Here is a 12,469-nt window from a genome sequence, read left to right on the forward strand (position 1 = left end):
CGTTGAGTCTTTCTACCTGCTCAAAAAAGAAAAATGGCTTCTATAAGAAAACCATCATTCTGTTTCATAATCTGCTGATTTTACTATCTTTTCCAAGAGAAACAAAAATATACATCTTTCTCAACGCAGAAAATCATATATTGGCATTGTATAATGTTAACATAGCCAAAAATAACCGTCAACGTTTTTTTGATTTTATGATATAATATCCTTTTTTCTTTTCTACAACCTCAACTTCAGAAAATACTTCCTCTAGTTTTTTCAGCGCAGATGGTGCACCTTGCTTCTTTTGAATAACAATCCAAAGTTCTCCACCTGGAACTAAATACTCCACAGCTTTTTCTAAAATTTCATGTACGACATCTTTACCCGCACGAATTGGAGGGTTAGATAGAATAGCAGCATACTTGCCATCTACATTTTCATAGACGCTACTTTGAAAAATACGTATATTCTCGATTTTGTTATTAGCGGCGTTTTCTTTCGCAAGTCCAAGCGCCCTTTCATTCACATCCACCATGTGAACTTCACGACCTTGAAACTCTTTCGCTAGCGACAAACCAATAGGACCGTATCCGCAACCTACATCTAATATATTACCTTTAATATCTGGCATTTGAAAAGCTTCAATTAAAAGACGGGAACCAAAGTCCACTTCGTTTTTCGAGAACACCCCATGGTCGGATAAGAAAGTAAATTGAGATCCACGAAGTGCAAATTCCCATCGCTTACGATCACTTTTACTAGAAGGGTCGTTAGAAAAATAATGGTCTGCCATATGGCCACCTCTCTTCTTTACAGTTAAAAAAAAAGCTCGCATGAGAGCGAGCTTTTTTTAAAGCATCAAAAGTTAATTACTTAACTTCTACAGCAGCGCCAACTTCTTCAAGTTTAGCTTTGATTTCTTCAGCTTCTTCTTTAGCAGCAGCTTCTTTGATTACTTTTGGAGTGTTGTCAACTAATTCTTTAGCTTCTTTTAAGCCAAGACCAGTGATTTCACGAACAACTTTGATAACTTTGATTTTTTGTGCACCAGCGCTAGTTAGTTCCACATCAAATTCAGTTTTCTCAGCAGCAGCTTCTCCAGCGCCACCAGCAACAGCTACAGGAGCAGCAGCAGTTACGCCGAATTCTTCCTCGATAGCTTTTACTAAGTCGTTAAGTTCTAATACAGTCATAGATTTAACTGCTTCAATGATTTGTTCTTTAGTCATTGTAAATATCCTCCCTTAAATAGGTTTGTATTGTTTTATCGATAATACGTAATTATCTTTTAAAAAATTAAGCGCCTTGCTCTTCCTTTTGTTCTGCAACTGCTTTAGTAGCAAGTGCAAGGTTACGGATTGGAGCTTGAAGAACGCTAAGAAGCATAGAAAGTAAGCCTTCACGTGATGGAAGAGTAGCGATTGCTTTAACCTCATCAAGTGTTACAAGTTTACCTTCGATTACGCCCGCTTTAATTTCTAAAGCTTCATGATTTTTAGCGAAGTCGTTTAATACTTTCGCAGGAGCAACTACATCCTCGTTACTGAACGCGATTGCGTTTGGTCCTGTTAAGAATTCGTTTAACTCAGCCATTTCAGCAGATTCTGCAGCACGACGAGTTAGAGAGTTTTTGTAAACTTTGAACTCAACGCCAGCTTCACGTAATTGCTTACGTAATTCTGTTGCTTCAGAAACTGTTAAACCACGGTAGTCAACAACGATCGTAGATTTACTAGCACGAAGTTTGTCCGCGATTTCAGTTACAACTTGTTGTTTAGTTTCGATTACTTTGCTCATGTTATTACACCTCCTGTAGATTATATAGAAGATGTACCGAAAGTGCACTAAAAACCTCCATGCCCAACTTGTAGACATGGAGGCATATAGTCACAGAAAAAAAATTCCGTTTCGTATATTAACACCTAGGTAGGAAATTAAGTCTATTGACACCTACTGTCTACGGTACACTATTTAAATTCACAACATAAATGATTATATTAAATCTTCTTTATGAAGTCAACTTCCAATTTTTACGCTAATGTAGAAACGTCTACACGTACGCCAGGTCCCATTGTAGAAGCAACTGTTACGTTCTTCATGTAAGTACCTTTCGCAGCAGATGGCTTAACTTTTAATAAAGTATCAGCGATTGTTTTGAAGTTTTCTACTAATTTAGCATCTTCGAAAGATACTTTACCAATTGGAACGTGGATGTTACCAGCTTTATCAACGCGGTATTCAACTTTACCAGCTTTGATTTCGTTAACAGCTTTAGTTACATCGAAAGTAACTGTTCCAGTTTTAGGGTTTGGCATTAAACCTTTAGGTCCTAATACGCGACCAAGTTTACCAACTTCACCCATCATGTCAGGAGTTGCTACTACTACATCGAAATCGAACCAACCTTGTTGGATTTTACCGATGTAATCAGTATCGCCTACGAAGTCAGCTCCAGCAGCTTCAGCTTCTTTAGCTTTTTCACCTTTAGCGAACACTAATACACGTTGTACTTTACCAGTACCGTGCGGAAGAACAACTGCACCACGGATTTGTTGGTCAGCTTTCTTAGGGTCAACACCTAAACGGAATGCAGCTTCTACAGTTGCATCAAATTTAGCTGTGTTTGTTTTCTTTACTAATTCTACTGCTTCTGTTGCAGAGTAAGCAGCTGCACGGTCAACAAGCTTTGCAGCTTCTACGTACTTTTTACCTCTTTTAGCCATTTTTATTTCCTCCTCGAATGTGGTTTTAGCGGAATAACCTCCCACGTTTACGCCTGTTTTCAGGTATAACCTGAGGATGAGCGCCATCCATTTATTTAAAAACGATAATCATTTACGATAATAAAGGTTGCGAATTGGAATTCCAGACCCGCAACCTTTTTTTAAAAACAAATCGAATTAGTCTTCGATAACGATGCCCATACTGCGTGCAGTACCTTCAACCATACGCATTGCAGCTTCTACGCTAGCAGCGTTTAGGTCAGGCATTTTAGTTTCAGCGATTTCGCGTACTTTATCACGCTTAACAGTTGCCACTTTATTACGATTTGGTTCACCAGAACCAGACTCAATACCAGCTACTTTCTTAAGAAGAACAGCAGCAGGAGGAGTTTTAGTAATGAAAGTGAATGAACGGTCCTCAAATACCGTAATTTCAACAGGGATGATAAGACCAGCTTGATCTGCTGTACGAGCGTTAAACTCTTTACAGAAGCCCATGATGTTAACACCTGCTTGTCCTAATGCTGGACCAACTGGTGGAGCTGGGTTAGCTTTACCTGCAGGAATTTGAAGCTTTACCATTTTAATTACCTTTTTAGCCACGAGACACACCTCCTTAAGTCCGTGATGTGGTCAATTGGACAGTGATTTGCCCTCCCACGTCATATTTTATCTGTAAGGATAAAATCTTTCAAAAAACGCCTCCGATAATGAAGACGTACTGACTTAAAAGATATTATCACTTTTTACAATTCATTTCAAGTTTCATTTTATAATTTTTCAATTTGATGGAAGTCAAGTTCAACTGGAGTCTCGCGACCAAACATGTCCACAAGTACACTAACTTTTTTCTTCTCCACATCAATTTCTTCAATAGCACCTGTATAATCTGCGAATGGCCCCTCATTTACACGTACTGTCTCATGAAGTTCAAAGTCGAAATCAACCACTTCGTTGTCCATTCCCATATGTTTCATAATGGTAACAACTTCCTCTTCTAATAGAGGCGATGGCTTAGATCCAGAACCAGAAGAACCAACGAACCCAGTTACACCCGGCGTGTTACGTACAACATACCAAGAATCATCAGTCATGATTAATTCTACTAATACATAACCTGGGAACACTTTTCTTTTCATTAATTTTTCTTTTCCGTTTTTCATTTCTACTTCTACTTCTTCCGGGACAACAACACGGAAAATTTTATCTTGCATACCCATTGATTCTACACGCTTCTCTAGGTTTGCTTTTACTTTATTTTCATATCCAGAATAAGTATGGACAACATACCAACTTTTTTCCATTCATTTAGGACGAGCGTCCTTCCCTCCCTGACGTACATTTTTTTGCGCAAATGAAAAAACCCGTTCACCGGGCTTTTACACAGTTCTTATAAATAACATTATATCATGGATAAGTGCTTCTTATTCAAGAATTAACCAAGAATTAACCGAATTAAAGAAGAAATGCCCATATCAACTACTGCGAAGAAAATCGCAAAGAACACAACTGTAGCAACAACAGTCGCTGTTGAGCGGAGTAATTCATCTTTTTTAGGCCAACTTACTTTTTTCATTTCGCGACCTACATCGCCGAAAAAGTTCGTTAAACGCATCTGCGGGACCTCCAGTGTATTATTTCAATTATTTATTTTGTTTCCTTGTGAACTGTATGCTGATTGCATGTTTTACAAAACTTTTTTATTTCAAGTCGCTCTATTGAGCTCGTATCTTTCATAGTAGAGTAGTTTCGATTTTTACACTCTTCACATGAGAGTACAACTTTTTTCCTCATTAGTTACACCAACCTTGTAACATTATGTCCCTAAAAATGTATCATACAATAAAAGACAATGTCAATGACATGCATTTTGTACGCTCTACAAAAGAAAACAGGTGATTTATTTTACACCTGTTGCACTTGTTATTTGTTATGAATTTAAAGTTGTACTTTCTCGCATTTCCATATATCGTTCTAATTTCCTCTTCACCCGCTGTAAAGCGTTATCAATAGATTTCACATGTCTGTTTAACTGTTCTGAAATCTCTTGATAAGAACGCCCATCTAGATATAAAGAAAGTACTTTTCTTTCTAAATCGCTTAATAATTCTGATATTTTTGATTCTATGTCTGTATATTCTTCTTGGCTAATAATCATCTCTTCAGGATCAGTTACCTTCGCTTCAGAAATAACATCCAATAATGTTCGATCAGATTCCTCATCGTAAATCGGCTTATCTAAAGACACATATGAATTTAAGGGAATATGTTTTTGTCTTGTTGCCGTTTTAATAGCGGTAATAATTTGTCGAGTGATACACAGTTCAGCAAATGCTTTGAATGAAGACAGCTTGTCCTCTTTATAATCACGAATTGCTTTAAACAACCCTATCATACCTTCTTGAACAATGTCTTCTCGATCGGCACCCACTAAAAAGTAAGATCTTGATTTCGCGCGAACAAAGTTCTTATACTTGTGAATTAAATATTCTAGAGCGTCAGTATTACCTTTTCGAACTAACTCAACGATTGCCTCATCCTCTAAATCACGAAATGTAACGTCGCCTACACTTACGAAGCCTGCTTCCACCTTGATCCCTCCGACCGCTATTTATTTAGCAATATTATACAGTAAAAAGACAAAGAGCGTCAATGCTTCAACGCTCTCCTCTTCTTAATTTTTCTAATTTTTCTGTAATATCTTTACTAAATATCTTTCGCATGGCGGGTTGCTGTTCTTTCGTGTCTTTTGTACGCCTTCTTACTTGTTGCTCCATTGCCTGTACTTCCAACTCTAATTCACGCGCAGATTTCCGAAGGGCACCTTGCGCAAATATAACCCATTGTTCCGTGTAATCAGAAGTCGCAACATATATTCGTGTATTTATATTTCTAAGCTCTATCGCAAGTTGCTCTATCTTTTCATCTGCAGTTTGATTCTTTCGTGTGAATATTACTTCCACACGAGATTGTTTCATCTTTTTTTCAATACCATGTACTGTATAGGCATCAAAGACTATCATCACTTTTGTGCCTGTATAACCTTGATAATCCGCCATCTTATCAATAAGTGCATCTCTTGATGATTGTAAATCTACATCCCGCAGTTTCTTCAAATCTCCCCAAGCTCCGATAATGTTGTAACCGTCAACGATTAAAATATCGTTCATCTTTTATTTACCAATTTCGTGACGTTTACGATATACCTCATACATTAACAAACTTGCGGCTACGGAAGCATTTAAGGATGTAACTTTACCAACCATCGGTAGAGTGATTAGGAAATCACACTTTTCACCAATAATACGGCTCATACCTTTTCCTTCACTACCAATTACTAACCCAATCGGCATTTTACCATCTAAATTACGATAATCCGTTTTTCCTTTGGCATCTGTACCAGCAATCCAAAGTCCACGTTCTTTTAATTCATCAATTGTACGGGATAAGTTCGTTACGCGTGCAACAGGAATGTATTCAATTGCTCCTGTTGATGCTTTCGCAACTGACGCTGTAAGCCCCACAGCCCTTCTCTTTGGAATAATAATCCCATGAGCTCCTGTCGCATCAGCAGTACGCATAATAGAACCTAAGTTATGCGGATCTTCAATCTCATCTAAAATTAAGAAGAATGGATCTTCATTACGTTTTTCTGCCACTTTGAATAAATCTTCTAACTCCGCATACTGATATGCAGCTACTTGAGCGATTACACCTTGATGATTACCCTCAACTAATTGATCTAACTTTTTCTTTGGTGCATGTTGTAAAATAACCTTATTTTCTTTCGCTAACGCTAGTACAATCTGCACTTGTCCTTTGGCAGCACCTTCTGCGATCCAAATTTTATTAATATCTCTCCCTGATCGTAACGCTTCAATTACAGGGTTACGTCCGATAATATATTCACTACTCATGATGATGTGCCCCCTTCCTTTTCTTCTAAAACTGCAATTGCCTTATATACAATTTCGTCTAATCTTTCACGGTTATTTAATAAATGATGATAACCAATTAGCGCTTCAAAGGCTGTACTATGTCGATATGTTTGTACATCCGTATTTTTCGGAACCGTACCTGAATTTGCATTACGTCCTCTTCTTAATACCGCCTCTTCTTCCTCTGTCAAAAACGACGTCTCTAATAAATGATAAACAACTTTCGCCTGTGCTTTTGCTGAAACAAAGCTCGTCCCTAAGCGATGTAATTGATTAGGGCGAACCTTTCCTTTTTGAAGGAGGTGATAGCGGATATATTGTTCATATACCGCATCACCCATATACGCTAACGCCAAGCTGTTTAATTGCTTTGCATCAATCATCCTTATCCTCTTTTCCATCTTGTACCTTGAGCGGTATCTTCTAAAATAATATTACGTCCTTTTAAATCGTCACGAATTTGATCAGACAATGCGAAATCGCGATTTTTACGAGCCTCAATGCGCTTTTGGATAAGTTCTTCAATTTCTTCATCCAGCAATTCTTCTTGCGTTAATTCTAATCCTAAAATATCAAATAACGTTTCCAATTGTTTTACGTATGCTTCGATCACAACTTTAGATGTATGCTCTTCAAGTAAATATTGATTTGCATGATTGGCTACATTGTATAATTCGGTAATTGCATTCGCAGTGTTAAAGTCATCATTCATTGCCTCTTCAAATGCAGTCTGGAATTTCTCTATTTCAACTAACCATTTCTCATTATGGTCTGTTAAATCCGTACTGCTTTCCATACGATGCTTTAAGTTTCCATAAGCTGTTTTAATTCTTTCCAGCCCATTATTCGTACTTTGTAATAACTCTTCACTAAAGTTAATCGGATGACGATAGTGTACTGATAACATAAAGAATCTAATTAACTGTGGGTCATATTGCTTAATAATATCGTGAACTAAAATAAAGTTACCAAGCGATTTAGACATCTTCTCATTGTTAATATTAATATATCCATTATGCATCCAGTAACGTGCAAACGTTTTTCCAGTCAATGCTTCCGACTGCGCAATTTCATTTTCATGATGCGGGAACGCCAAGTCTTGACCACCAGCATGAATGTCAATTGTATCCCCTAAGTACTTACGTGCCATTGCTGAGCATTCAATATGCCACCCTGGACGCCCTTGCCCCCAAGTGCTTTCCCAGAAGATTTCTCCTTCTTTCGCAGCTTTCCATAAAGCAAAATCAAGAGGGTCTTGTTTCTTTTCCCCTACCTCAATACGAGCACCGTGACGTAAATCTGCGATTGGTTGATGTGATAATTTACCGTAACCTTCGAATTCCTTCGTTTTAAAGTACACATCACCCTCTGATTCGTATGCATACCCTTTATTCACAAGTTCTTGAATAAATTCAATAATGATATCCATATTTTCTGTTACACGAGGATGGACTGTTGCGTGTTTGCAACCTAGCGCTGTTACATCTTCAAAGTACGCTTCAACAAAACGATCAGCAATTGTCGGTACATCTTCACCTAATTCATTTGCCGCTTTAATTAATTTATCATCTACGTCCGTAAAGTTCGATACGTATTGCACATCGTACCCTTTATATTCTAGATAGCGACGTACTGTATCGAATACCATAGGAGGTCTTGCATTGCCAATATGAATGTAGTTATAGACTGTAGGTCCGCATACATACATCTTTACCTTATTTTCTTCTAATGGAACAAACTCTTCTTTTTGACGTGTTAACGTATTATAAATGTGAATAGTCATTTTTATCCTTCCTTTCTACCTTTACTTCCAGTTGTTTCTTCAATTTATCAAGTTCTACTTCCATAGCCTTTAATTTATCAAAAATTGGATCCGGAAGGTCAGAGTGATTTAATTCTTGACCAATCTTTACTCCATTTTGAATAACGACTCGGCCAGGTATACCTACAACTGTAGAATGTGCAGGAACTTCTTTTAATACGACAGACCCTGCCCCGATTTTAGAATTCTCTCCCACAGTAATAGAACCAAGGACTTTAGCACCCGTCGCAATTAATACATTATCCTGAATTGTTGGATGCCTCTTGCCTTTTTCTTTTCCTGTACCACCTAATGTAACCCCTTGATAAATTGTTACATTATCACCAATTTCACAAGTTTCTCCAATTACAACTCCCATTCCATGGTCTATGAAAAAGCGTCGACCAATAGTTGCCCCTGGATGAATCTCAATGCCAGTAAAAAAACGACTAACTTGTGAAACAAAACGTGCAAGAAAGAAAAAATCCCTTTTATAAAAAGCATGTGCAATTCGATGAGCCCAAACTGCATGTAATCCAGAGTAAGTTAAAATGACTTCGAAATAACCTCTTGCCGCTGGATCCTGTTCAAAAACGACTTCAATATCTTCCCGAAGCCTCTTAAACATCGATGTTCCCTCCCCTTTATGGGCTGCTTTTTCGAGTGAACTAACTCCCTACTTATCTCCCTAAATCTTTATACACGTAGATAAATTTTATACTCATACCCAGTTTTACGGTATAAAAAAAGACGCCTCTGTCATATTGACAGAGACGCCTTTTAAGCGCGGTTCCACTCTGTTTAGGCTAAAAAAGCCTCAAACTCATCTCTGATAACGGTGTACACCGCTTCTGCTTACTTTAACGCCTTAAGATGTTTCACAAAACATTTTGCTGTTCAGCAGAAGACTCGAAGGGGCATTTCAAAAACCCGCTTATAAACCACTTCCAGCCTAAAGGTGGTTCTCTCTGTAAAAAGCCTGATTTTCTACTTCTCCTTCTCGTCGCTTTTCCTTATTAGGTTTTAAGTATACTTATTATATTTCTAAACCTAGAAAATGTTAACCAATTACTTTTTGAAGACGATTTAAAACTTTTTCTTTTCCAAGAAGTGCAATAGCATTAGGAAGCTCTGGGCCATGTGTTTGACCAGTAGTTGCAACACGGATTGGCATAAATAAGTTTTTACCTTTATGACCTGTTTCCTTTTGAACTGCTTTAATAGCCGCCTTAATTGCTGCTGGTTCCATCGCCTCTAGTGCTTCTACTTGACCAGCAAATGCACGAAGTACTTCTGGTACTTGTTCACCTTTTAATACTTCTTGTCCTTCTTCTTCATGATCAACATGATCTTTGAAGAACATTTCAGAAAGCTCTACAATTTCAGCTCCAAAACTCATTTGTTCATGATATAACGCAATTACATCACGAATCCAAGCTTGCTCTTGTTCACTTAAAGTTTCACCTATACGTCCAGCTTTCACTAGATGCGGTAAGCTTAATTCTACCACCGTATCTAAATCTTGCTTTTTCATATATTGGTTGTTCATCCATTTTAATTTTTGAGAATCAAATAATGCAGGTGATTTTGATAAACGAGCTGCATCGAACATTTTGATAAACTCTTCTTTAGAGAAGATTTCTTCTTCTCCTACCGGCGACCAACCTAGTAGTGCAATAAAGTTAAAGATTGCTTCTGGAAGATATCCAAGCTCTTTATATTGCTCAATAAATTGAATAATAGATTCATCACGCTTACTTAATTTTTTACGGCTTTCATTTACAATTAAAGTCATATGGCCAAATTGCGGGATATCCCAACCGAAAGCTTCATAAATCATCATTTGTTTTGGCGTATTTGAAATATGGTCATCACCACGAAGTACATGTGTAATTTCCATTAAGTGATCATCTACTGCTACCGCAAAGTTATAAGTTGGAATTCCATCTTTTTTCACGATAACGAAATCACCGAAATCATTTGAATGGAATGCTACTTCATCTTTTACGATATCTTTAAATGTGTAATCACGATCAGCTGGTACACGGAAACGAATACTTGGAATACGTCCCTCAGCTTCAAATTCTTTCATTTGTTCTTCAGTTAAATCACGGTGGTTACCTGCATAACGAGGTGTTTCACCACGAGAAATTTGTCCTTCACGCTCTGCTTCTAGCTCTTCTTCTGTCATATAACATTTGTAAGCTAAACCACGCTCTAATAAATCTAGATATAATTTTTTATAAATATCTAAACGCTCTGTTTGACGATATGGTCCAAATTCACCACCAACATCAACACCTTCATCCCAGTTCATACCGAGCCATTTCAAGTATTTTAATTGGCTTTCTTCTCCACCAGCCACATTACGTTTTACATCAGTATCTTCAATACGAATAATAAACTTGCCATCTAAATGACGAGCAAATAAATAATTAAATAATGCCGTACGCGCATTTCCGATATGTAAGTGTCCTGTTGGACTTGGCGCATAGCGCACTCTCACTTGCTTTTCCATAATTGGTACACCTTCCATTCTTAATGTCTACACATTCTATAATTGTACAACAAAAAAATGTGATTATCCATCTTACGAATTAAAAACCATTATTTTTTCTGTAATAATACCACTGCTTGAGAAGCAATTCCTTCTTCTCTACCTGTAAATCCTAATTTCTCTGTTGTTGTTGCCTTTACATTAATGTTATCTATAGACGTTTCTAACAGTTCACTAATACGTTTACGCATACTTTCAATATGCGGTGCCATTTTTGGCTTTTGAGCAATAATTGTACAATCTAAGTTCCCTAACTCGTAACCTTGTTCACGAACAAATTCCCAAACTTTTTGTAACAATACAGCTGAATCTGCATCTTTAAAAGCTGGGTCTGTATCAGGAAAATGCTTTCCAATATCTCCTGCTGCAATGGCACCTAAACATGCATCAGCAATCGTATGTAACAATACATCTGCATCTGAATGACCTATTAATCCTTTCTCGTGTGGAATTGTAATTCCGCCAATAATTAACGGTCTACCTTCCGCAAATTCATGCACATCAAAACCTTGTCCAATTCGAAACATTCTTTACATCCTCCTTGAGCTAAACCACTGAGCTTTATGACTCTATATTATATTGATATCCCTACAAAGAAAAGCCCGGCCATTGCCGAGCTTTCCTTTGTTATACACCATCACGGCTATTTTTTCTGAACATGAAGGAAACTTTCAGCAATTAGTAAATCCTCTGGAGTCGTCACTTTAATATTATAGTAACTCCCCTCTACTACACCTACTTGCTTACCAATACGTTCCACGAGACTTGCATCATCTGTACCAAGAAAGCAGCTCTGTTTTGCACTTCTATGAGCTTCTAACAAAAGAGAAACAGAGAACCCTTGCGGTGTTTGTACAGCCTTAAGCTGAGATCGTTCTACCGTTTCGACAACAACACCTTGCTCTACTTTCTTAACTGTATCCTTTACTGGCACTGCACAAATGGAAGCTCCATATTTTTCTGCTGCTGTTAATACGTCTTGAATCACTTTATTCGTTACGAATGGGCGCGCTCCGTCATGTACAAGAACGTATTCAACATCACTCGCATGCTGAATCGCGTTATATACACTATCTTGTCTTTCGGCTCCACCCTGAATAAATTGTACCTGTTTTTCAATCGGATACTTCTGCATTAATTCTTCAAAATACGGGCGTTCCTCTTCGTTAATTGCCATAACAATACTTTTGCACTCTTTATCTCTTTCAAAAGCACGTAATGTATGAACGATAATCGGTACTTCGTTTATAAGTAAGAACAACTTATTTTTGCCAGCACCCATCCGCTTTCCTTGGCCGGCTGCCGGAATAATTAATGTATACATATTAATAATCCTCTACCTATAATGCTTTTTCTAATAATTTACGTTTTGCGAAAATCATACGACCAGCCGATGTTTGTAATACGCTAGTAACCAGTACATTAAGTTGCGAACCTACATACTCTCTACCATCTTCTACTACAA

17 protein-coding genes, 1 pseudogene and 2 other annotated features are annotated in these 12,469 nt (G+C 37.5%); all 18 genes and pseudogenes read right to left on the reverse strand.

Features of this window, described 5'->3' with window-relative positions; genetic code table 11:
* Positions 1-178 precede the first annotated feature (178 nt).
* Positions 179-778, reverse strand: coding sequence for a class I SAM-dependent methyltransferase (locus MR167_RS20625; protein ID WP_000763259.1), 600 nt, complete (start codon positions 776-778; stop codon positions 179-181).
* 76 nt (positions 779-854) lie between these two features.
* Positions 855-1,214 carry a 50S ribosomal protein L7/L12 gene (gene rplL / locus MR167_RS20630; RefSeq protein ID WP_000159736.1) on the reverse strand — a complete coding sequence of 120 codons (360 nt, stop codon included), beginning with the start codon at positions 1,212-1,214 and terminating at the stop codon, positions 855-857.
* Between the two features lie 67 nt (positions 1,215-1,281).
* Positions 1,282-1,782 carry a 50S ribosomal protein L10 gene (gene rplJ / locus MR167_RS20635; RefSeq protein ID WP_000048717.1) on the reverse strand — a complete coding sequence of 167 codons (501 nt, stop codon included), beginning with the start codon at positions 1,780-1,782 and terminating at the stop codon, positions 1,282-1,284.
* A gap of 39 nt (positions 1,783-1,821) precedes the next feature.
* Positions 1,822-1,966 (reverse strand) — a sequence feature (ribosomal protein L10 leader region).
* 49 nt (positions 1,967-2,015) lie between these two features.
* Positions 2,016-2,708 carry a 50S ribosomal protein L1 gene (rplA, locus tag MR167_RS20640; RefSeq protein WP_002084079.1) on the reverse strand — a complete coding sequence of 231 codons (693 nt, stop codon included), beginning with the start codon at positions 2,706-2,708 and terminating at the stop codon, positions 2,016-2,018.
* Between the two features lie 177 nt (positions 2,709-2,885).
* Positions 2,886-3,311: a 50S ribosomal protein L11 gene (rplK, locus tag MR167_RS20645; RefSeq protein ID WP_001085872.1), complete on the reverse strand. Its 426-nt coding sequence runs from the start codon at positions 3,309-3,311 to the stop codon at positions 2,886-2,888.
* A gap of 167 nt (positions 3,312-3,478) precedes the next feature.
* The gene (gene nusG, locus MR167_RS20650; protein WP_000415794.1) at positions 3,479-4,012 is read right to left on the reverse strand and encodes a transcription termination/antitermination protein NusG; all 534 of its coding nucleotides are present in this window, start codon (positions 4,010-4,012) and stop codon (positions 3,479-3,481) included.
* A 131-nt stretch (positions 4,013-4,143) separates the two neighbouring features.
* Complete coding sequence (gene secE, locus MR167_RS20655; RefSeq protein WP_001241323.1) at positions 4,144-4,323, reverse strand: preprotein translocase subunit SecE; 180 nt, start codon at positions 4,321-4,323, stop codon at positions 4,144-4,146.
* Positions 4,324-4,355: 32 nt separating this feature from the next.
* A complete protein-coding gene (gene rpmG, locus MR167_RS20660) occupies positions 4,356-4,502 on the reverse strand; it encodes a 50S ribosomal protein L33 (RefSeq protein WP_014481927.1) in 147 nt (48 codons plus the stop codon).
* A gap of 136 nt (positions 4,503-4,638) precedes the next feature.
* Positions 4,639-5,298 (reverse strand): RNA polymerase factor sigma-70, encoded by a 660-nt coding sequence (locus tag MR167_RS20665; protein ID WP_000387198.1) that lies wholly within the window; start codon positions 5,296-5,298, stop codon positions 4,639-4,641.
* A gap of 67 nt (positions 5,299-5,365) precedes the next feature.
* Positions 5,366-5,878 carry an NYN domain-containing protein gene (locus MR167_RS20670; RefSeq protein ID WP_000997887.1) on the reverse strand — a complete coding sequence of 171 codons (513 nt, stop codon included), beginning with the start codon at positions 5,876-5,878 and terminating at the stop codon, positions 5,366-5,368.
* A gap of 3 nt (positions 5,879-5,881) precedes the next feature.
* Positions 5,882-6,625 (reverse strand): 23S rRNA (guanosine(2251)-2'-O)-methyltransferase RlmB, encoded by a 744-nt coding sequence (rlmB, locus tag MR167_RS20675; protein WP_000093762.1) that lies wholly within the window; start codon positions 6,623-6,625, stop codon positions 5,882-5,884.
* Complete coding sequence (locus MR167_RS20680; RefSeq protein WP_000564265.1) at positions 6,622-7,029, reverse strand: Mini-ribonuclease 3; 408 nt, start codon at positions 7,027-7,029, stop codon at positions 6,622-6,624. The genes rlmB and MR167_RS20680 overlap by 4 nt, the downstream gene beginning before the upstream one ends.
* Before the next feature lie 2 nt (positions 7,030-7,031).
* Complete coding sequence (gene cysS, locus MR167_RS20685; protein ID WP_242315363.1) at positions 7,032-8,429, reverse strand: cysteine--tRNA ligase; 1,398 nt, start codon at positions 8,427-8,429, stop codon at positions 7,032-7,034.
* Complete coding sequence (cysE, locus tag MR167_RS20690; RefSeq protein WP_000476495.1) at positions 8,410-9,075, reverse strand: serine O-acetyltransferase; 666 nt, start codon at positions 9,073-9,075, stop codon at positions 8,410-8,412. The genes cysS and cysE overlap by 20 nt, the downstream gene beginning before the upstream one ends.
* A gap of 138 nt (positions 9,076-9,213) precedes the next feature.
* Positions 9,214-9,460, reverse strand: a binding site (T-box leader).
* Between the two features lie 47 nt (positions 9,461-9,507).
* Positions 9,508-10,965 (reverse strand): glutamate--tRNA ligase, encoded by a 1,458-nt coding sequence (gene gltX / locus MR167_RS20695; protein ID WP_242315366.1) that lies wholly within the window; start codon positions 10,963-10,965, stop codon positions 9,508-9,510.
* Between the two features lie 89 nt (positions 10,966-11,054).
* A complete protein-coding gene (gene ispF / locus MR167_RS20700) occupies positions 11,055-11,531 on the reverse strand; it encodes a 2-C-methyl-D-erythritol 2,4-cyclodiphosphate synthase (protein WP_000488386.1) in 477 nt (158 codons plus the stop codon).
* A gap of 116 nt (positions 11,532-11,647) precedes the next feature.
* Entirely contained in the window at positions 11,648-12,328 is a 681-nt protein-coding gene (gene ispD, locus MR167_RS20705) for a 2-C-methyl-D-erythritol 4-phosphate cytidylyltransferase (protein WP_000288312.1), read from the reverse strand.
* A 16-nt stretch (positions 12,329-12,344) separates the two neighbouring features.
* Positions 12,345-12,469, reverse strand: a pseudogene (locus MR167_RS20710) (PIN domain nuclease); the annotation flags it as partial.

It is taken from the genome of Bacillus cereus group sp. BfR-BA-01355 (assembly GCF_022663675.1).
In the GTDB taxonomy this organism is placed as follows: domain Bacteria; phylum Bacillota; class Bacilli; order Bacillales; family Bacillaceae_G; genus Bacillus_A; species Bacillus_A thuringiensis_S.

Excerpts from the sequence above, each read along its gene's own strand:
- MR167_RS20680 (WP_000564265.1), bottom strand. The coding sequence starts at position 7,029 with ATGATTGATGCAAAGCAATTAAACAGCTTGGCGTTAGCGTATATGGGT.
- cysE (WP_000476495.1), bottom strand. The coding sequence starts at position 9,075 with ATGTTTAAGAGGCTTCGGGAAGATATTGAAGTCGTTTTTGAACAGGAT.
- rplJ (WP_000048717.1), bottom strand. The coding sequence starts at position 1,782 with ATGAGCAAAGTAATCGAAACTAAACAACAAGTTGTAACTGAAATCGCG.
- MR167_RS20625 (WP_000763259.1), bottom strand. The coding sequence starts at position 778 with ATGGCAGACCATTATTTTTCTAACGACCCTTCTAGTAAAAGTGATCGT.
- rpmG (WP_014481927.1), bottom strand. The coding sequence starts at position 4,502 with ATGAGGAAAAAAGTTGTACTCTCATGTGAAGAGTGTAAAAATCGAAAC.
- ispD (WP_000288312.1), bottom strand. The coding sequence starts at position 12,328 with ATGTATACATTAATTATTCCGGCAGCCGGCCAAGGAAAGCGGATGGGT.
- rlmB (WP_000093762.1), bottom strand. The coding sequence starts at position 6,625 with ATGAGTAGTGAATATATTATCGGACGTAACCCTGTAATTGAAGCGTTA.
- cysS (WP_242315363.1), bottom strand. The coding sequence starts at position 8,429 with ATGACTATTCACATTTATAATACGTTAACACGTCAAAAAGAAGAGTTT.
- rplA (WP_002084079.1), bottom strand. The coding sequence starts at position 2,708 with ATGGCTAAAAGAGGTAAAAAGTACGTAGAAGCTGCAAAGCTTGTTGAC.
- gltX (WP_242315366.1), bottom strand. The coding sequence starts at position 10,965 with ATGGAAAAGCAAGTGAGAGTGCGCTATGCGCCAAGTCCAACAGGACAC.
- ispF (WP_000488386.1), bottom strand. The coding sequence starts at position 11,531 with ATGTTTCGAATTGGACAAGGTTTTGATGTGCATGAATTTGCGGAAGGT.
- nusG (WP_000415794.1), bottom strand. The coding sequence starts at position 4,012 with ATGGAAAAAAGTTGGTATGTTGTCCATACTTATTCTGGATATGAAAAT.
- secE (WP_001241323.1), bottom strand. The coding sequence starts at position 4,323 with ATGCGTTTAACGAACTTTTTCGGCGATGTAGGTCGCGAAATGAAAAAA.
- MR167_RS20670 (WP_000997887.1), bottom strand. The coding sequence starts at position 5,878 with ATGAACGATATTTTAATCGTTGACGGTTACAACATTATCGGAGCTTGG.
- rplL (WP_000159736.1), bottom strand. The coding sequence starts at position 1,214 with ATGACTAAAGAACAAATCATTGAAGCAGTTAAATCTATGACTGTATTA.